This is a genomic window from Azoarcus sp. DN11, assembly GCF_003628555.1.
GTDB lineage: Bacteria > Pseudomonadota > Gammaproteobacteria > Burkholderiales > Rhodocyclaceae > Aromatoleum.
On the sequence record NZ_CP021731.1, the window covers coordinates 1,918,270 to 1,935,941 of the forward strand.

A 17,672-nucleotide genomic window follows, 5' to 3' on the forward strand; every position below is an offset into this window, starting at 1 on the left:
CGCTGCCATGGCCCTCAACACGCAACCGAACCTGCACGAACCCGGCAAGCGCCACTTCCGCGCCTTCTCTCCCGGCGACGACTTCTACGAAGCACTGATCGAGACTCACCGCGAACTCACCGACGAGCAGAGCGCGATGGTGAACGCCCGCCTGATCCTGCTGCTTGCGAACCACATCGGCGACCTCTCGGTGTTGCGCGAGGCGATGCACATCGCCCGCGAAGGCGTCTGACAACGATTACGGAGACGGACATGAGCACCCTGATCCAGAAGATCCACCACGTGGCCTATCGCTGCCACGACGCATTCGTCACCGCGCGCTGGTACGAGAAGCATCTCGGCATGAAGCTGGTCCTGTCGATCGCCGAGGACGCCGTGCCCTCGACCGGCGAACCCGACCCCTACATGCACATCTTCCTCGACGCTGGCATGGGCAACGTGCTCGCCTTCTTCGAGCTGCCGACGCGCCCGACGATGGGCCGCGACCCCAACACGCCGGCCTGGACGCAGCACCTTGCGCTGCAGGTCGAGTCGATGGACGTGTTGATGGCGACGAAGGCGCGGCTCGAATCCGAAGGCATCGACGTGATCGGGCCGACCGACCACGCACTCTTCCAGTCCATCTACTTCTTCGACCCGAACGGCCACCGCCTGGAACTCGCCGCGAACACCGCGTCGCCGCAGATGCTCGAAGCGCTCGACAAGGTGAAGTGGGACATGCTCGAAGAGTGGGCGCAGACCAAGAAGGCACCGAAACACGCGGCGTGGATGCACGACGGCAGCTACAAGGAGATGTTCAAGTGAAGCTCGCGACCCTCAAGCAGGGCGGCCGCGACGGCACGCTCGTCGTCGTCAGTCGCGACCTGACCCGCTGCCGCGCCGTCCCCGCGATCGCCCGCACGCTGCAGGCCGCGCTCGACGACTGGGGCGACTGCGAGCCGCAGCTGCGCCAGGTGTACGAGGCGCTCAACAGCGGTGCCGTCGATTCGCAGCCCTTCGACGAAGCCGCCTGCCACTCGCCGCTGCCGCGCGCCTACCAATGGGCGGACGGCTCGGCCTACCTCAACCACGTCGAACTCGTGCGCAAGGCACGCGATTCGGAAGTGCCGGCGAGCTTCTACACCGACCCGCTGATGTACCAGGGCGGCTCGGACAGCTTCATCGGCCCGCGCGACAAGGTCGTCGCCGACGAGCGCTGGGGCATCGACTTCGAGGCCGAAGTCACGGTCGTGACTGGCGACGTGACCATGGGTGCGACGCCAGAAGAGGCCGCGAAGGCGATCCGGCTGGTGATGCTGGTGAATGACGTATCCCTGCGCGGCCTGATCCCGAACGAACTCGCTAAGGGCTTCGGCTTCTTCCAGTCGAAGCCGGCCTCTGCCTTCAGCCCGGTGGCGGTCACGCCCGACGAACTCGGCGACGCGTGGCAAGACGCGAAGGTGCATCTGCCGCTGGTCGTGCATCTCAACGACAAACTGTTCGGCAAGCCCAACGCCGGTGTCGACATGGCGTTCAACTTCGGCCAGCTCGTCGCCCACGTCGCGAAGACGCGCGAGCTCGAAACCGGCTCGATCATCGGTTCGGGTACCGTATCGAACAAGGCCGGCGACCTGTGGGGCTCGTCGATCGAGCACGGCGGCGTCGGCTACTGCTGCCTCGCCGAAGTGCGCACCTGGGAAACGATCGAGCAGGGCAAGCCCGCGACGTCTTTCATGCGCGACGGCGACACGGTACGCATCGAAATGTTCGATGCGGCGGGCCGCAGCATCTTCGGCTGCATCGAAAATACCGTCACGAAGCCCGCCGCGCACTAACTCGGACAAGCACGGCAAGGCGCTGGCATGCGTGATGCCGGGGGGATAGAATGGAACGACAGGAAGCTGGTTCGTCAACGAGACACGATGGAGCCTGACATGACCGACAACGCCGTCGCACCGCTCTGGACGCCCTCCGCGGACCGCATCGCCGCCGCCAACGTCACCGCCTTCCGCCTTGCCGCCGAAAAGCGCTGGGGTGTGTCGCTGTCCGACTACGATGCGCTGTACGCCTGGTCAGTCGCCGCGCCTGACCAGTTCTGGGTGAGTGTTTGGGAAGATGGCGGCGTGATCGGCCAGCGCGGCGAGCGCGTGCTGGTCGACGGCGACAGGATGCCCGGGGCCAAGTGGTTCCCCGACGCGCGCCTGAACTTCGCGCAGAACCTGCTGCGCTCGCGCGACGCCAGGGATGCGATCGTCTTCTGGGGCGAGGACCGCGTGCAGAACCGCATGTCACACGGCGAGTTGTACCGCGCGGTCGCACACCTTGCCGCCGCGCTGCGTGAGCAGGGCGTGCAGAAGGGCGACCGCGTCGCGGCCTACATGCCCAACATGCCCGAGACGGCGATCGCGATGCTGGCCGCGGCGAGCATCGGCGCGATCTTCACCTCGGCGTCGCCGGACTTCGGCGCGCAGGGCGTGCTCGACCGCTTCGGCCAGACCGCGCCGAAGGTGCTCGTCGCCTGCGACGGCTACTTCTACGGCGGCAAGACCATCGACGTGCTCGGCAAGCTCGGCGACATCGTGCGCCAGTTGCCGTCGGTGAAGCGCGTCGTCGTCGTGCCCTACGTGCATGCCGAACACGACCTGAAGCACGTGCCACACGCGCTCATGTGGTCGGATTTCGTCATGCCCTTCCACCTCGTCGACGACATCGCCTTCGAGCCGCTGCCCTTCGACCACCCGCTCTACATCATGTACTCGTCGGGCACGACCGGCGTGCCGAAGTGCATCGTTCATTGCGCGGGCGGCGCGCTGCTGCAGCACCTGAAGGAACATCGCCTGCACGCGGATGTGAAGCCGGGCGACCGCCTGTTCTACTTCACGACCTGCGGCTGGATGATGTGGAACTGGCTCGTGTCCGGCCTCGCCGCGGGCGCGACGCTGCTGCTCTACGACGGCTCGCCCTTCGCGTCCGACAACGGGGTCCTCTTCGACTACGCCGATGCCGAGCACATGACGCACTTCGGCACCTCGGCAAAGTTCATCGACGCCGCCGCGAAGTTCGGCCTGAAACCGCGCGAAACGCACAACCTCGCCAGCGTGCGCGCGATGATGAGCACCGGCAGCCCGCTCGTGCCGGAAGGCTTCGACTACGTCTATCGCGACATCAAGGCCGACCTGCAGCTGTCGTCGATTTCGGGCGGCACCGACATCATCTCGTGCTTCGTCCTCGGCTCGCCGGTGCTGCCGGTGTGGCGCGGCGAAATCCAGTGCCGCGGGCTGGGCATGGCAGTCGACGTATGGGACGACGAAGGCCGGCCACTGCGGGGTGACAAGGGCGAACTCGTCTGCACCAAGCCTTTCCCGGTGATGCCGATCGGCTTCTGGGGCGACGACGATGGCTCGAAGTACCACGCGGCCTATTTCGACCGCTTTCCGAACATCTGGTGTCACGGCGACTTTTGTGAGATCACCGGGCACGGCGGGTTGGTGATCCACGGCCGCTCCGACGCGACGCTGAACCCCGGCGGGGTGCGCATCGGCACCGCGGAAATCTACCGCCAGGTCGAGAAGCTGGCGGAAGTCGTCGAATCGCTCGTGATCGGGCAGGACTGGCCGCCGCAGAACCCGAACGACGTGCGCGTCGTGCTGTTCGTGAAGCTGCGCGAAGGGTTGGCGCTCGACGATGCGCTCGTCGCCCGCATCAAGCAGACCATCCGCGACAACACCACGCCGCGCCACGTTCCGGCGAAAGTGCTGCAGGTCGCCGACATTCCGCGCACCAAGAGCGGGAAGATCGTCGAACTCGCCGTACGCAACGTCGTGCATGGACGACCGGTGAAGAACCAGGAAGCGCTGGCGAACCCCGAAGCGCTGGCGTTCTTCCGCGACCGGCAGGAACTGGCCGGATAGTGATGTGACCGCAGGCGCGAGTGCGACGCGCATCCCGACGGCGAGTGATCCGGTCGGGGTGGCGCGGCCGCCGTGCGAGTCGTCTTGCCCGTGCGCCGGCCGGTGTTCCTACGGCTGTGTTGCCATTCGCTCCAGCGCCCGCGCCGCGCCGGTCAGCCCGGCGTAGGGCGCATGGATGACCCAGGTGGGAATCTGTGCGAGATACGCGCTGAACCGCCCTTTCGCCTCGAAGCGCGCCCGGAAGCGCGAGTGCACGAAATACTCGCCCAGCTTCGGCACGATGCCGCCGCCGATGTAGATCCCGCCGCGCGCCCCGAGCGTCAGCGCGACATCCGCTGCGACGGTGCCGAGGAAGGCGCAGAAATCGTCTACGGCTGCCACGCACAACGGGTCTGTGCGATCGAGCGCGTGCCGGGTGATATCGACTGCGGTACGCGCCGGCGCGGCGACACCGGCAAGGGTGGCCTCGGCCTCGTATAGCGCAACGAGCCCCGCTCCGGAGAGGATGCGTTCGGCCGACACATGCGGATGGCGCTGCGCGAGCCAGGAGATCAAGGCCGCTTCGTGCGCATCCGAGGCGGCGAGCGTCACGTGGCCGCCTTCACTTTCGAGCGGCATGTAGTCGCTGCCGCACGGCACGAGGCCCGACACGCCCAGCCCCGTACCGGCGCCGAGCAGGCCGATGGCGTGCCCCGGGGCGGCGCGGCCGCCGCCCACCCGGGCAAGCTCGGATTCACGCAGCGCCGGCAGCGCGAGCGCGAGCGCCGTGAAGTCGTTGATCACCTGCAACTGCGCCAGGCCCAGCCGTTCGCGCAGTTCCGTCATCGAGAACGCCCAGTCGCGGTTCGTCATCCGGACGAAATCGCCGTCCACTGCGGTGGCGATGCCGAAAGCGCACCAGCGCGGCCGGGGGAGGCGGGCTTCGGCGAGGTAGTGCTCGATGGATTCGGCGGGGCCGGCGAAGTCGGCACAGGGCAGGGTTCGCACCGCCTCCAGTTCGCCGCCGGGGCCGGCAATCAGCGCGAACCGGGCGTTTGTGCCACCAATGTCGCCGACGAGGCGGGGAAAGGTTTCGGAAGGACCGAAAATCATCGCAGAATCCTCGAATCAGTGGTTCTGCTGGTGCCGACAATCTGACTCGAACAGATGACCTACCGCTTACAAGGCGGTTGCTCTACCAACTGAGCTATGCCGGCGCGGGCGGCATTATAGCTTAACGCCGGCGTCCTGAAAGCGCTGATAGATTGCCTCGACTTCGGCGCGGCAATCCAGCAGGGCCTGTACGGTCGGGGCGTAGAGCTGGGTGCCGGACATTCGCGTGATTTCCTGGAACGCGTTGTCGAGCGTCCAGGCGGGTTTGTAGCTGCGCGCGCAGGCGAGGGCGTCGAAAACGTCGGCAGTGGCGACGATGCGTGCTTCAAGGGGGATGGCGTCGCCGTGCAGGCCGTGCGGATAGCCGCTGCCGTCCATGCGTTCGTGGTGGGCGATGACGATGTTGCGCAGCATGTCGATGTTCGACAGGGACGCGAGGCCGAAGTCGTTGATGATCCGTTCGGCCATCTGCTGGCCGACGATGACGTGCTGGCGCATCTCCTCGCGCTCGATGTCGTCGAGCTTGCCCGGTTTCAGCAGGATACGGTCGGGTACGCCGATCTTGCCGATGTCGTGGAGGGCGGAAAACAGGAAGACGTTTTCGGCGTAGTCGTCGGTCTTGCCGTGCGAGGGGCCGATCTCGCGCGCGATCAGGCGCGCATAGCGGGCCATGCGGTCGAGGTGGGCGCCGGTCTCGAGGTCGCGCACGTGCGCGAACTGGCTCGCGAGCCGCAGGCCGCCGACGAGCATCTTCACGGTGGCGAGTTCCTGCGTGACGATCATGCCGATGAGATGGCCGTAGAGCAGGAGATCGGCCACCACCGTGTCGGTGAAGACGTCACGTTCGTGCGCATCGAAGAACAGGAAACCGAGCAGCAGGTTGTCCTGCCGGATCGGCAGCGTGAGGCTGGAGAGGAAGCCCTGATGGTGCAGCCAGCGCGAGTGGGTCGAATCCGATGCCGGCAGCTTGCTGAGATCGTTCAGCACGCGTGCCTGCCCGCTTTCGGCGATTGCGAGGAGCGACGGGACGCTGTCGATCGCGCACTCATAACCGTTGAGGGGGGCGATGCCGGGTTCGTTGCTGGCGACGAAAGTCTTGAGGCGTCGCATCTCCGGATCGTGGAGCGCGACGGCGATGCGGGCGATCGACGGGTAGCGCTCGTGGATGCGCCGGTGCAGTTCGCGCACCTTGTCGCTGACCGATGCCACGTGCAGGTTGCCGGCCTGTTTCGCGGCCGATGCGGCGAATTCCTGCCAACTGTCCGTGACCGTCATGGTATGCGCGCGCGTAGGAACGGGGGCCAATTATCGGTTACGGTCCGCGGCGCCGCCAGTACTTTCGGCACGGCCCCGGCTCGTGGGGCGCGACGATAACGGCGCCTCAGTAACGGGCGCCCGTGGTGCGCAGCCGCTCGATGTCGGGAATGTGGATCGTGCGCCCTTCGACGACGATCAAACCCGCTTCGGCGAGTTCGTGCAGGATGCGCGAGAAGTGCTCCTGGGTGAGGTTGAGGCGCGATGCGATGGTGCCCTTGCTGGTGGGCAGGCGGATCGACACACGCCCGCACAGCCCCGGTTCGCCGCTGCTTTCCTCCTCGCGAAGCAGGTAGCCGACGATGCGCTCGCGCCCCGACAGCAGCGAATAGGTCTCGACGTCGGCGATGAGGTGGTGCAGGCGGTGCGACAGGCCGGCGATGATGCGGCGACAGAAGGACGGATCGCGATCCATCTCCTCGAACATGACGCTCTTGGCAATGTGTAGCAGACGGCAGTCGGTGAGCGCCTGCGCCATCACGACGTAGGGCTTCTCCATGAACATTACTGCCTCACCGAAGCTCTGGCCCGGCCGGATTATCTCGATCACCTTCTCCTGGCCTTCGGCCGACGTGAAGGCGAGCTTGATCTGGCCGCTGAGTACGAGATGGAAGCCGTGGCAAGGATCGCCGCGGTGGAACAGCACGGTCCCCCGCTCGATATTCTGTTCGCGCACGCTGCGCGCAAAGCGGGGAAGCTCATCCGGGTCGAGACCCTCGAGAAGGGGAACGTGGGCGAGCAGGCGGCACAGATGCTCGGTATCCGGCTGCCCCGTGGATGACGCGGCGGACGGGGGATGCGCGCATTCACCGAGTGGCATGTCGTCACCGCGTCAGTTGGGCATAGAACATCGGCAGGCGCGCGGGCAGTTCTTCCGGTTTGCGGATCACGGCATAGCCGGCTGGCCCGAAGAGGTGCGGAAGGTAACTCGCACCTTCCCGGTCTATCGTCACGCAGAAGGGTATGAGGCCGAGCTTGCGCGCCTCGGAGACGGCGACGCGCGTGTCCTCGATGCCGTAACGTCCTTCGTAGAGATCCAGATCGTTGGGCTTGCCGTCCGACAGGATCAGCAGGATGTGCCGGGCGGCCGGCTCGGCAGCGAGGATCTGGCTCGCGTGCCGGATCGCGGCACCGAGGCGCGTGTAGTAGCCGGGCTTGATCGCGCTGATGCGGCCGCGGATGCGGTCGTCGAAGCGGTCGCCGAAGTCCTTCATCCGGTGGAAGCGCACCTGGCTGCGCTTCACCGACGAGAATCCGGCCAGCGCGAAACGGTCGCCCGTCGCACCGAGCGCCTCGCCGAAGAGCAGCAGCGCGTCGCGGATCACGTCGATGACGCGCGCTTCGCTCGATACCCAGGTGTCGGTCGACAGAGACAGGTCGGCGAGCACCATGCAGGCGAGGTCGCGTTCCCGTTTTTCGAGCGACAGCCAGAGCTGGTCGGAGGGATGGCGGCCGACGGTGCGGTCGGTCTGGGCGCGCACGACCGCGTCGACATCGAGTTCGGAGCCGTCCACCTGCGCCTTGATCCAGCGCCGCCCCGGTTGCAGCGCCGCGAATTGCTGGTGCAGGCGCTTTGCGGTCCGGCGCAAGTGTTCGGGGAGCGGGCAGGGCTGGGCGTCGCGCGCGGCGAGTTCGACCAGGCAGACGTGGTCCTCGAGCAGCACGCCCTTGCGATAATCCCATTCCGGCAGCGGGATGCCCGGGCCGAGCACGACGTCGTCCTCGGCGGCGGAGGGCAGGTCGAGGTCGAAGCGCACCTTGGAGGCGACGCGCTCCTGGTCCTGCGACAGCGACAGGTGGTCCAGATCGCGCGCCGCATCCGCAGCGTTCGGGTCGGGATCGTCGTCGGTCGGGCGGTTGATGCGCAGGAACTCCGCGATCGCGAGCAGGCTTTCGGCGCGGAACATCAGCATGACGCCGTTTTTGTCCTTCGGCATCTCGACCTGCTCGGCGCGGTGGGCGCGACGCTCGGATTCCTCGAAGGCCTGCGGACTGCTGCCGCCGGTCTGCTCGGGGTCGGCGCCGCTGCGCCGGGGTGCGCCGCCCGTTGCGGCCAGCGATCCCGTCAGCCACAACAGCACGGGGTGTGCCGCAGGTGCGCCCGGCGGCACGGCAGGGAGCGCGAAGACGGTGCCCGGCGCTTCGAGGGCACGCCGAATGGCGCGTTCGCGCTCGGCTTCCTGCGCAGGCAGCTTCTCCGGTCTGGGGCGCTTGGGCAGGTAAGCCTCGACCAGTCGCCGGTAGCGCGGCACAAGCCCTGGCCAGGCATGCAGCGCGGCGCAGGTCGCGAACTGGTTGCGGCGGAAATCGCGGTCGGCCTCGTTGTCGCCTTCTGCCTCGAGGCCTTCATGCGCGGCAGCGAGCGCCGCCAGCCACAGGTAGAGATCCCGGTTCAGCGATTTTTCTGCAAAGGCGTCGATCTCGGGCGGCAACCGCAGCGTGGACGGGTCCATGCGCGCCCGTGCGGCCCGGTCGCCGGCGCCGGCGATGCGCGCGAGGAGGCCGCGCCGCGCGCCATGTTCGTCGTCGGTCGCGGCCGCGACGCGCAGCCCCGGGTCGCCGCCGAGCGCACGAAAGAACACGCCCGCGGTGCGCTCGACGTCCTTCAGCCGCACGACCGCTTCGGGGTGGTTGTCGACCGCGGCACGCGTGATCAGACGGTGCCAGATTTTGCCTACGACCTCTTCCATGTCCTTGTCCTGGCTAGCGTTCCTTGGCCGAGCGGAATCCGGCCTCGTTCTGGCGCGCGGCCTCGTGGTCGACCCACTGCAGCAGCGGACCCTGCGGGTTGGCGCGCTGGCTCTGCTCGCAAGCCTCGACGCACTGCGCGCACTGCGTGCAGGTGAACATCAGGCGCTTGATGTTGCGCGGCGTAAGCCGCATCGGACACACGGCGTCGCAGGCCGACTGGCGATCGGGCAGGCAGTTCGCACAATCGGCCGCGCGCTTGCGCTGGAAGCCGACGACCATCGCGTCGCGGTTACCCATCCACGCGAGGCTCTGGAACAGGCCGACCGCGCACGCGTAGCGGCAGAAGAGGTGCCGTGCGAACAGGAATTCGATCGACAGCACCGCGGTGCCGGCCGTGAGGAAGACCGTCTGGTTGCGCGTGAGCGCCCCGCTGAAGATATTGCCGTAGATCTCCGCCGGCGGCAGCAGGTAGGTCAGGAACACGACCGACCACAGGAAGGCGAAGAACACCGCCGCGGGCACGACCACCAGCCACCAGCGCGCGTCGGCCCGCCACGGCGTGCCGTCCGCCTTCCACGGCGGCAGCGGCTCCTTGACCCATACGCTGGGTTTACCCGAGGCCTTCTGCATCAGCTTGTTGATCGTCTCGACGACCGAGAAATGCGGGCACAGCCAGCCGCAGTACAGGCGCCCCCACTTCCACGAAACCCACAGGAAGGCCGCCGCACCGACGAGGATCGGCACGAACAGCCGGAACATCACGTTGGCTCCCGCCTCGAGCGCGCTGATGCGCCCCGCGAGGAAGTCGTCCATCCCCAGCCGCCATTCCATGCCGAGCAGCCACGCGTGGCCCGCATCGAGGTCATAGCGGAAGATGTTGAACACCGGCGCGAGGATGAACAGCGTGAAGAAGGTGATCTGGAACGCGATGCGCCTCTTCTGCGTGCGGTTGTGCCCCATCGACTTCGCCGTGGCGATCGGGATCACGCGGCGGGTGGTTTTCTCCGCGGCGCCGGTCGTCGCCGAAAGCCGGGATGTGAGCGGGGCATTCATGGTCTTACTCGAACAGATCCGGGCCGATGAAGGGGTACTGCCAGCTCTGGCCGAGCATTGCGTGATTCAGTCCGATAACCCCGAAAATCACCAGCGTGGCGTGGAAGGAAACGAAATAGAGGATGCCCAGTACCCACGACCACGGGTCGCCGAAGCCGCCCAGCAGGAAGATCGCGATGCTGACGCCGAGCAGCATGGCGCCGCCGTAGAGGCTTGCGACGACCGTCTGCTGCAGGTGATTGCGCACCACCAGCGGAGCGGAGTCGCGATGCTTCCGCCACAGGATCACTAGGACGATGAAGGCCAGGCCCGGCGCGAGCAGCAGGTTCGCCAGGAACAGCGACTCGGCGAGGATCGCCAGGCCCGGGCCGGGCATCTGTTCCTTGAGGAGATCGGCTTCCTGGTCGGGCATGGCCGCAGGCCGATTCGATCCGGACGCGTCAGCGCCCGAAAGTCGCCGAAACCACTTCCATCAGCGCGTCGGACACTTCCGGGTCGTCCGTCAGACTTTCGACGATCGCCGCACGACATGCGGTCACCGGGTCCATGCCGTCGCGTACCAGCAGCGCCGCATACACCAGCAGGCGCGTACTTGCAGCCTCCTCCAGGTCTTGGTCCTTCAGGGTGCGCAGCGCATGCGCGATCGACACCAGGCGCTTCGCCAGGTCCGCCGCGCATCCCGATTCGCCGACGAGGATGGCCTCCTCGCGCTCGGCCGCGGGGAAGTCGAAGCGCAGGCTTACGAAGCGCTGGCGCGTCGACGGCTTCATGCCTTTCAGCAGGTTCTGGTAGCCGGGGTTGTACGACACCACCAGCATGAACGAGGGCGGTGCGGTGAGCAGTTCGCCGGTGCGGTCGATCGGCAGGATGCGGCGGTCGTCGGCGAGCGGGTGCAGCACGACGGTCGTGTCCTTGCGCGCCTCGACCACCTCGTCGAGATAGCAGATGCCACCCTCGCGTACGGCGCGCGTCAGCGGGCCGTCGCACCACACCGTCTGGCCGTCGCCGATCAGGTGGCGACCGACGAGGTCCGCCGCGGTCAGGTCGTCGTGGCAGGCCACCGTGTACAGCGGCAGGCCGAGGCGCGCGGCCATGTGCGCGACGAAGCGCGTCTTGCCGCAGCCGGTCGGGCCCTTGATCAGCAGCGGCAGGCGGTTCTTCCATGCATGCTCGAAGACGTCGATCTCGTCGCCGGCGGGCTGATAGAAGGGAATATCGAGGTTGGGCGTGTCGAGCATCATGCGCCGAGTCCTTTCCAGTAGGCAATGCCGATCAGGGAGCACACCAAAGTCATCCAGCCGAGCGCGAGCACCGGCCACATCAGCGGGGCGCGCCGCAGCGCCATGTAGTCCAGGATGATCAGGGAACCCTTGCCAAATGCGATGCTGAACAGCAGGGCGACGATGGCAGGACCTGATCCGCCGGCCTCGCCGACGCTCCAGGTGACGATGGTTGCGGCGATCAGGGCGCCCCATATCATGGTCGCACGCCGCGGCGTGCCGTGGTCGGAATGGGGCACTGCAAGCGCCTGGGCGGAAGTTCTTTGGTTGTTCATCGTCTCGTACCTCTCAGCGCATCACATAGACCAGCGGGAACAGGATCAGCCACACCAGATCCACCATGTGCCAGTAGGCGGCGCCGGTTTCGATCCCGTTCATGTTGCCCGGGACGTAGCGCCCCTTGCGTGCCCCGTTCCACAGCGCCCCGAGGATCACGAGGCCCAGGATCACGTGCATGAAGTGGAAGAAGGTCAGAATCAGGTAGAACATGTGGAAGGTGCTCGACGACAGGCTCACGCCGGCCGCGAACTTCGCCGTGTATTCGAACAGTTTCACGACGATGAAGCCCATGCCGCATGCGAATCCGCCGGCAATCCAGGATGCCGCACGACGGCTCTGGCCGGCTTCGGCCGCCTGCACGGCGCGCACGACGAAGTAGCTCGACGTCAGCAGCAGGATTGTGTTGATTGCGCCCGAGTTGCGATCCAGCGCGAGCTGCTGCGCGTTGAACAGCTCGACGTTGTTCGCTCGCGCGAACGCATAGGCGATGAAGAAAGCGCCGAAGGCCAGCAGCTCGGCGAGAATGAAGAACCAGATCGCGAGGTCGCCGGGCAGACGCCGGGAAGGGGCGTCCGATTCAACGGCCCGAAGGGAAGGCGGGCTCACGAGTGTTTGGGCAAATGTATTCATGACGCGAGTGTTCCGGAACGTGTATTCATGGGGCCCAGTCTACGAAGCGGAAGCGGGCCCGACCTTGATTCTGGTTAACTCATGGACTGCGGGAAGTAAAGATCTGGGGAAAATTCCCCATGTTTCCGACAAATAAAAAGGGGCGGCCGAAGCCGCCCCGAACTGCTTCACGCGCCCCGCGGAGGGCCGGAAGCCGCACGCCGATCAGGCGTGAATCAGGGGTTTGCTCTCACCCTTGACGAAGAAGCTCGCCAGGTAGGTCACGAGGCCAGTGGCGAATACCACACCCGCCCACAGGCGCATCCAGTAGAACAGCGAGACCTGGTCCTGCACCGCCATGAAAGGCATCGGCGTCGAGGACACGCGCTGCAGCCACACTTGCAGGATGCCGGCAGCAGTGAGGAAGAGGGTGATGAAGACCATCGCGATCGTCATCAGCCAGAAGCCCCACATTTCGCAAACTTGCGCACGCTGGTCGTTGGCGGCACGGCCACGCAGCAGCGGCATCGCGTAGCTGATCATCGTCAGCACCACCAGCACGTAAGCACCGTAGAAGGCCATGTGACCATGCGCCGCGGTGATTTGCGAACCGTGAGTGTAGTAGTTCACCGGAGCCAGGGTGTGCAGGAAGCCCCACACGCCGGCGCCGAGGAAGGCCATCACGCCGGTGCCCAGTGCCCACAGTACGGCAGCCTTGTTCGGATGCTCGCGGCGGCGGCGGTTCACCATGTTGAACGCGAAGACGGTCATCGCGAAGAACGGGATCGGCTCCAGAGCGGAGAACACCGAACCCAGCCACTGCCAGTAGCCCGGCGTGCCAATCCAGAAGTAGTGGTGGCCGGTGCCGATCAGGCCGGTGACGAGCGCCAGCGTGATGATGACGTACAGCCACTTCTCGATCACTTCACGGTCGACGCCGGTCACCTTGATCAGCACGAAGGCGAGGATGGCGGCCATGATCAGTTCCCACACGCCTTCCACCCACAGGTGCACAACCCACCACCAGTAGAACTTGTCCTTCACCAGGTTACCCGGGTTGTAGAACGAGAACAGGAAGAAGATCGCCAGACCCCACAGGCCCATCAGCAGCACGACGCTGATGACGGACTTGCGCCCCTTCAGCAGCGTCATCGTGATGTTGAACAGGAGCGCCAGCGCCACGATCACGATGCCGATCTTGGTCAGCAGCGGCTGCTCGAGGAACTCCCGTCCCATCGTTGCAAGGATGTTGTTGCCCGTCATCTCGGCGAGCGTCGCGTACGGCACCAGCAGGTAGCCGAGAATCGTCGCCGCGCCTGTGAGCAGGAACACCCAGAACATCACCAGGGCGAGTTTCGGGCTATACAACTCGGTTTCCGCCTCCTCTGGCACGAGGAAGTAGGCGGAGCCCATGAAGCCGAACAGCAGCCACACGATGAGCAGGTTGGTGTGAACCATCCGTGCGATGTTGAACGGGATTGCCGGGAAGAGGAAATCGCCGACGACGTACTGCAGGCCCATGACGAGACCGAAGATGATCTGTCCCACGAAGAGACCGATGGCCGCTATGAAGTACGGCATCGCGACCGATTGCGATGAATATTTCATGGTTATGAATTCCCTTGAAGTTGTCGATCCGATGCGCTTAGCCTTCGATGTTGGGAGGCCATTTCTGGGTGTCGATTTCCGAGGTGTACTTCAGGAAGGCGACGAGGTCGTCCAGTTCCTGCTCGGTGAAATTGAACTGCGGCATCTGGCGCCGTCCAGGGGTGCCGGTGGGTTGCGACTTGATCCAGGCCTTGATGAACTCCGGGCCGCGCCGTTTGTACACGTTGCCCAGTTCCGGCGCGAAATACGCGCCTTCGCCAAGGATCGTGTGGCAACCGATGCAGTTGCGCGTTTCCCAGAGGTGTTTGCCCCGCATCACGGATTCCGTCAGGTTCGCACGGTTGTCCGATTTCGGCAGTCCGCTCATGGTGTCGAATGACAATGCCACCAGAAGCAGGAAGAAGAACACCGCCCCGCCGTAAAAAATGTTGCGAGCCATCGCCTTTGTAAAGGTACCGCTCATGGTTTGTCCCTCATTGTTTTGTCATGCATCCGAGTGAGTCAGAAATAACCCGAAGGTTGCAGCCATTCTGTGCAGCGGAGGCGCGGTGCTCCATGATTTGAATCAATTTCGGGAATCCGGGCGAAGATCGTCTCGACAATGGAAAACGGGGCCGGGGCTGTGGAAAGGACTTTCCCCTTCCTCAGCCCCGGCCCCGTCTGCCGGTGCGGGCGCGGCTACGCTCAGTAGGTGTAGCTCACCATCATGCCGCCACCCCAGTCCGGGCTGTTGTCAGAGAAGCCCTTCACGCCATAGACCTGCAACTTCCATTGCGCGCTGAGTTTCTGGCTCACGAACAGCGATGCTTCACTGATGGGGTCGCTGCCGGTGCTCAGTTTGCCGCGCCAGTCATACGCGGCACCGACGGTGGTGTCGGGGGCGACCTTGGTGGAAATGCCGACGGACGCATAGAACGGGTTGCGCAGATCCTTGTTACCCATGTCCTTCCATCCCAGGGTGCCGAACGTGGTCAGGGCACCAAAGGTCTTGGCCACATCGAACTGCAGCGCATAGTCGGTCTTGGCGCTGCCGAGGCAGTCGTTCTCCGCGGTCGGTGCCTTGACCTTCGCCACGGCGTCGAGCAGCAGTCCGCCGCTGTTACCGTCGAGCAGGTTGTAGCCCGCGCTCGCAGTGATGTCGCCCATGCCGGTCTTGGTGCCGGAACAGTTGGTTCCCTGGATCGGGGTGCCTTCCTGGGTGACGACCGCATTCTTCACGCTCAGATAGGGCACGGTCAGCTTCAGCGTGACCGGACCGGTTTCGTATTTCGCCGCGATCGGCATGTACCACGTCTCGCTGGTGGTGTTCGTGCCGAAATCGCCGCGTGAGTAATCGAGACCGGTGGTCAAGGTCAGATTGCCTGCGGCGGCGGGGAGCGCTAGTGCAGCCAGAACGCTTGCAACGATGGTGCGATTATGCTTCATGTGTTCCTCCCTGTCAGACTGCTCGTGTTGATTGCCCAGTTAGTTGTGGCCTTTGCGGTCGATCATCTCAGGTCTGTCGACCCGCTCCGGCCGGTCTACTCGTTCCGGCCTTTCAATTCGTTCCGGCCTATCAATTCGTTCCGGTCGTTCGACCCGCTCCGGTCGTTCGACCCGCTCCGGCCGTTCGACCCGCTCCGGTCGTTCGACCCGCTCCGGCCGTTCGACCCGTTCGGGGCGCTCGACCCGTTCCGGGCGCTCCGAGATCCCGCTGCGCTCACGGGATCCGCTGCGATCCTCCGAAGTTCCCGTTTCCACGCGCTCGATATTCCCGTGACGGCCCTCGTTGTCCATTTCGGTGCGTCCGCCATCGTCGGTACGCACCTCGCTCGATCGGCCGCGATCCTTCGTGCTTTCGTCACCGTCATGACCGGAGCCCAATTTCGTGCCGACCGCACCACGGTGTCCACTCCGCTCCGGGACGCCCTCGCGCACGAACTCGATCCGCGTTGCCTTCACTTCCCGCGCATCGCTGAATATGCCATGAACCCGCACACGCCGGTCGGTGGTGAGCGTCGCCGCGTCCCCCCCGGCGAAGGTCGTGGCTTTGCCGAGTTCCACCGCGAACGCGCCTATCATAACGCGGTTATTCAGATGATCAAGCACCAGGCCCTCGACGATTGCATTGCGTACGTGACCGGCGAACGGGATGAGGGGGTCCTTCTGCGTCTGCCTTACCTGCAGCGCATCCCCCGTCCAGGTTCCGCGCACCAGCAACTCGCGGCTTTCGACTGGCGTTTCGCCCGCGAGTGGCAGGCCTTGCAGCGAATGGGCGCGTTCGATCGTGCCGATCGCGCTCGCTTCGTGCAGTTGCGGCGCCCGTTCGATGCGCGTCGCCACGACCGTGCCGTCCGCTGCACGCATGCCACTGACCCGCACCGCTTCACCGAGGCGCAGACCCGGATCGATCTTGGCATCCGGTGCGACGCGCACCGCCTGACCCATGACCCGCAACGGCGAAGCCGCGTCCGGGAGCGCCGTGAGCGGCCCCTCGTAGGCATTGAGGATGGTGATGTTGCGCGCCTCGAGCCCGCGGCTCGACATGCCAGCTTCGATTGCGACGACCTGACCGACCGAGAGCCGTGCCGTTGCGCTGTCGACACCGTTTTCCGTCACCGGCACGGCGTCTTCGTAATGTACTTCGATGCCATTCACGCAAATCGATGCGAAGCCCGTGATCGTGCCGACGATCCCGGTGCCGCCGAAACCACCGTCGCTGGCCGGGGCGCCCGTGCCGCCGATGCCGCTGCGCGCGATATCTCCGGTGCCGCCGAATCCACCTTCATTCGCGGCCGCCGGCGCACCGGTTCCGCCGATTCCGCCCTCACGCGAGGGCGCGCCGCTGCCGCCGATGCCTCCCGGATAGACACAGGCCTGGGTGGCCGCTTGCACGCCGGTAGCGGCAAAGGCCGACAGCGCAAGCGTCGCGAGAAGTTTTCGGGCAATACGCAGAAAAGGGGTCACGAGTCAGTCTTCCCGGCGTCGGATGCGTCCAGCTGCGGCGCACTTCCTTCAGTATAGAAGTAAAGACCGATCGTCATGCGTTGGCGTGGATCGCCCGTCGATGCGTCGATCGCCTCGAGTTCCGAGGCAAGCGCGTTGAACGCGATCAGCGCCTGCATGCCATCGGCCGCCACGGCCTCGCGCAACCGTTCGATGCTTGCGGGTGACAGCGCGTCGTAGTGCACGCTGCGCTCGAAGAATGCGGGCCCGTCGGCAGTCAGGTTATGGACTGCCGCGCATGCGTGGTCGTGCACGTTATGGCCGAAATACGCGGCTTTTTCGTCGAAGCCCTTCTGGGGCACGAACGCCGACGTCTCCAGATGCACCTGGTCGTGCTCGTCGATGCGCGCGATACCCAGCCGCTGCCGCTCGTCGAGCACGACTCGCGCGCGGATGTCCTTGCTGACGTGGGCAACGAGTGCGTCGAAGGAACACTCTCCACCGGCGCTGGCCAAGCGGGGAAGGGGGGCTGCGGTGCCCGGATGGATGCAGAACGGTGGCTTGCTCAACCACGTGCTGACGAGGTGAGCGCCCAGCGAGATCGTTTCAGGCAGTTGCTCGCCCGGGTCCTGCGGGGCACCCCGCAGACGCCGGACGTCCTTGCGATGGACGCCGGTGATGAGGCAGATGCGGCTGTCGCTCGGGGGGTTGTCGTCGAGGCGGAATTCCTTGTCCGCGACCTCGACGAAGATGCCCTTGAGCATGTCCGCGAAGAAGGTGTACGTGACCCCCTTTCGCAGCATCAGCCGCACCAGCGGCTGCATCACGTGCCGAAGCGCGTGAAGCAGGGTGGCTGGAGGGGAAGGGGGGGGCATGAATGTTTGTCGGGGCGGTTTTGTTGATCAGTCTATCGCCCCGTGGGAAAAATTTC

The 17,672-nt window shown here is 65.5% G+C and carries 18 protein-coding genes and 1 tRNA gene; 4 read left to right on the plus strand and 15 right to left on the minus strand.

The features are described 5' to 3' along the window. The first annotated feature begins 7 nt into the window (after positions 1-7). The 4 genes from CDA09_RS08805 to CDA09_RS08820 all read left to right on the plus strand — a co-directional run bounded on the left by CDA09_RS08805 (position 8) and on the right by CDA09_RS08820 (position 3,890). Positions 8-232, plus strand: a complete 225-nt coding sequence (locus CDA09_RS08805) for a DUF2783 domain-containing protein (RefSeq protein ID WP_121428275.1) — start codon at positions 8-10, stop codon at positions 230-232. Between the two features lie 20 nt (positions 233-252). Beyond that, on the plus strand, positions 253-804 hold the full coding sequence (locus CDA09_RS08810) for a VOC family protein (protein WP_121428276.1): 552 nt from the start codon (positions 253-255) through the stop codon (positions 802-804). Then, positions 801-1,814: a fumarylacetoacetate hydrolase family protein gene (locus tag CDA09_RS08815; protein ID WP_121428277.1), complete on the plus strand. Its 1,014-nt coding sequence runs from the start codon at positions 801-803 to the stop codon at positions 1,812-1,814. Before CDA09_RS08810 ends, CDA09_RS08815 begins: the two co-directional genes overlap by 4 nt. Before the next feature lie 99 nt (positions 1,815-1,913). Continuing rightward, entirely contained in the window at positions 1,914-3,890 is a 1,977-nt protein-coding gene (locus CDA09_RS08820; RefSeq protein ID WP_121428278.1) for an acetoacetate--CoA ligase, read from the plus strand. Between the two features lie 108 nt (positions 3,891-3,998). Here the strand turns inward: CDA09_RS08820 and CDA09_RS08825 are convergent, their stop codons facing one another. The 15 genes from CDA09_RS08825 to CDA09_RS08895 form a co-directional block, all read right to left on the minus strand. After that, a complete protein-coding gene (locus CDA09_RS08825) occupies positions 3,999-4,982 on the minus strand; it encodes a glucokinase (RefSeq protein ID WP_121428279.1) in 984 nt (327 codons plus the stop codon). 28 nt (positions 4,983-5,010) lie between these two features. Then, positions 5,011-5,086, minus strand: a tRNA-Thr gene (locus tag CDA09_RS08830). 10 nt (positions 5,087-5,096) lie between these two features. Further along, positions 5,097-6,257 carry an HD-GYP domain-containing protein gene (locus CDA09_RS08835; RefSeq protein WP_121428280.1) on the minus strand — a complete coding sequence of 387 codons (1,161 nt, stop codon included), beginning with the start codon at positions 6,255-6,257 and terminating at the stop codon, positions 5,097-5,099. A 106-nt stretch (positions 6,258-6,363) separates the two neighbouring features. Beyond that, positions 6,364-7,116: a Crp/Fnr family transcriptional regulator gene (locus CDA09_RS08840; protein WP_121428281.1), complete on the minus strand. Its 753-nt coding sequence runs from the start codon at positions 7,114-7,116 to the stop codon at positions 6,364-6,366. 4 nt (positions 7,117-7,120) lie between these two features. After that, positions 7,121-8,986: a nitric oxide reductase activation protein NorD gene (locus tag CDA09_RS08845; protein WP_121428282.1), complete on the minus strand. Its 1,866-nt coding sequence runs from the start codon at positions 8,984-8,986 to the stop codon at positions 7,121-7,123. Between the two features lie 13 nt (positions 8,987-8,999). Continuing rightward, entirely contained in the window at positions 9,000-10,040 is a 1,041-nt protein-coding gene (locus CDA09_RS08850; protein WP_121428283.1) for a 4Fe-4S binding protein, read from the minus strand. A 4-nt stretch (positions 10,041-10,044) separates the two neighbouring features. Further along, positions 10,045-10,452 (minus strand): magnetosome magnetite crystal formation protein family, encoded by a 408-nt coding sequence (locus CDA09_RS08855; protein ID WP_121428284.1) that lies wholly within the window; start codon positions 10,450-10,452, stop codon positions 10,045-10,047. Between the two features lie 28 nt (positions 10,453-10,480). After that, on the minus strand, positions 10,481-11,281 hold the full coding sequence (locus tag CDA09_RS08860; protein ID WP_121428285.1) for a CbbQ/NirQ/NorQ/GpvN family protein: 801 nt from the start codon (positions 11,279-11,281) through the stop codon (positions 10,481-10,483). After that, the gene (locus tag CDA09_RS08865) at positions 11,278-11,595 is read right to left on the minus strand and encodes a cytochrome C oxidase subunit IV family protein (RefSeq protein WP_121428286.1); all 318 of its coding nucleotides are present in this window, start codon (positions 11,593-11,595) and stop codon (positions 11,278-11,280) included. Before CDA09_RS08865 ends, CDA09_RS08860 begins: the two co-directional genes overlap by 4 nt. A 13-nt stretch (positions 11,596-11,608) precedes the next feature. Further along, on the minus strand, positions 11,609-12,229 hold the full coding sequence (locus CDA09_RS08870) for a cytochrome c oxidase subunit 3 family protein (RefSeq protein ID WP_286164434.1): 621 nt from the start codon (positions 12,227-12,229) through the stop codon (positions 11,609-11,611). 204 nt (positions 12,230-12,433) lie between these two features. After that, positions 12,434-13,816, minus strand: coding sequence for a cbb3-type cytochrome c oxidase subunit I (locus CDA09_RS08875; RefSeq protein ID WP_121428287.1), 1,383 nt, complete (start codon positions 13,814-13,816; stop codon positions 12,434-12,436). Between the two features lie 37 nt (positions 13,817-13,853). Next, complete coding sequence (locus tag CDA09_RS08880) at positions 13,854-14,279, minus strand: c-type cytochrome (RefSeq protein WP_121428288.1); 426 nt, start codon at positions 14,277-14,279, stop codon at positions 13,854-13,856. A gap of 221 nt (positions 14,280-14,500) precedes the next feature. Further along, the gene (locus CDA09_RS08885) at positions 14,501-15,241 is read right to left on the minus strand and encodes a hypothetical protein (RefSeq protein WP_121428289.1); all 741 of its coding nucleotides are present in this window, start codon (positions 15,239-15,241) and stop codon (positions 14,501-14,503) included. Positions 15,242-15,280: 39 nt separating this feature from the next. After that, positions 15,281-16,762 carry a DUF5666 domain-containing protein gene (locus tag CDA09_RS23325; RefSeq protein ID WP_164844387.1) on the minus strand — a complete coding sequence of 494 codons (1,482 nt, stop codon included), beginning with the start codon at positions 16,760-16,762 and terminating at the stop codon, positions 15,281-15,283. Further along, complete coding sequence (locus CDA09_RS08895; protein WP_121428290.1) at positions 16,759-17,616, minus strand: DUF6502 family protein; 858 nt, start codon at positions 17,614-17,616, stop codon at positions 16,759-16,761. The genes CDA09_RS23325 and CDA09_RS08895 overlap by 4 nt, the downstream gene beginning before the upstream one ends. Between the last annotated feature and the right edge of the window lie 56 nt (positions 17,617-17,672).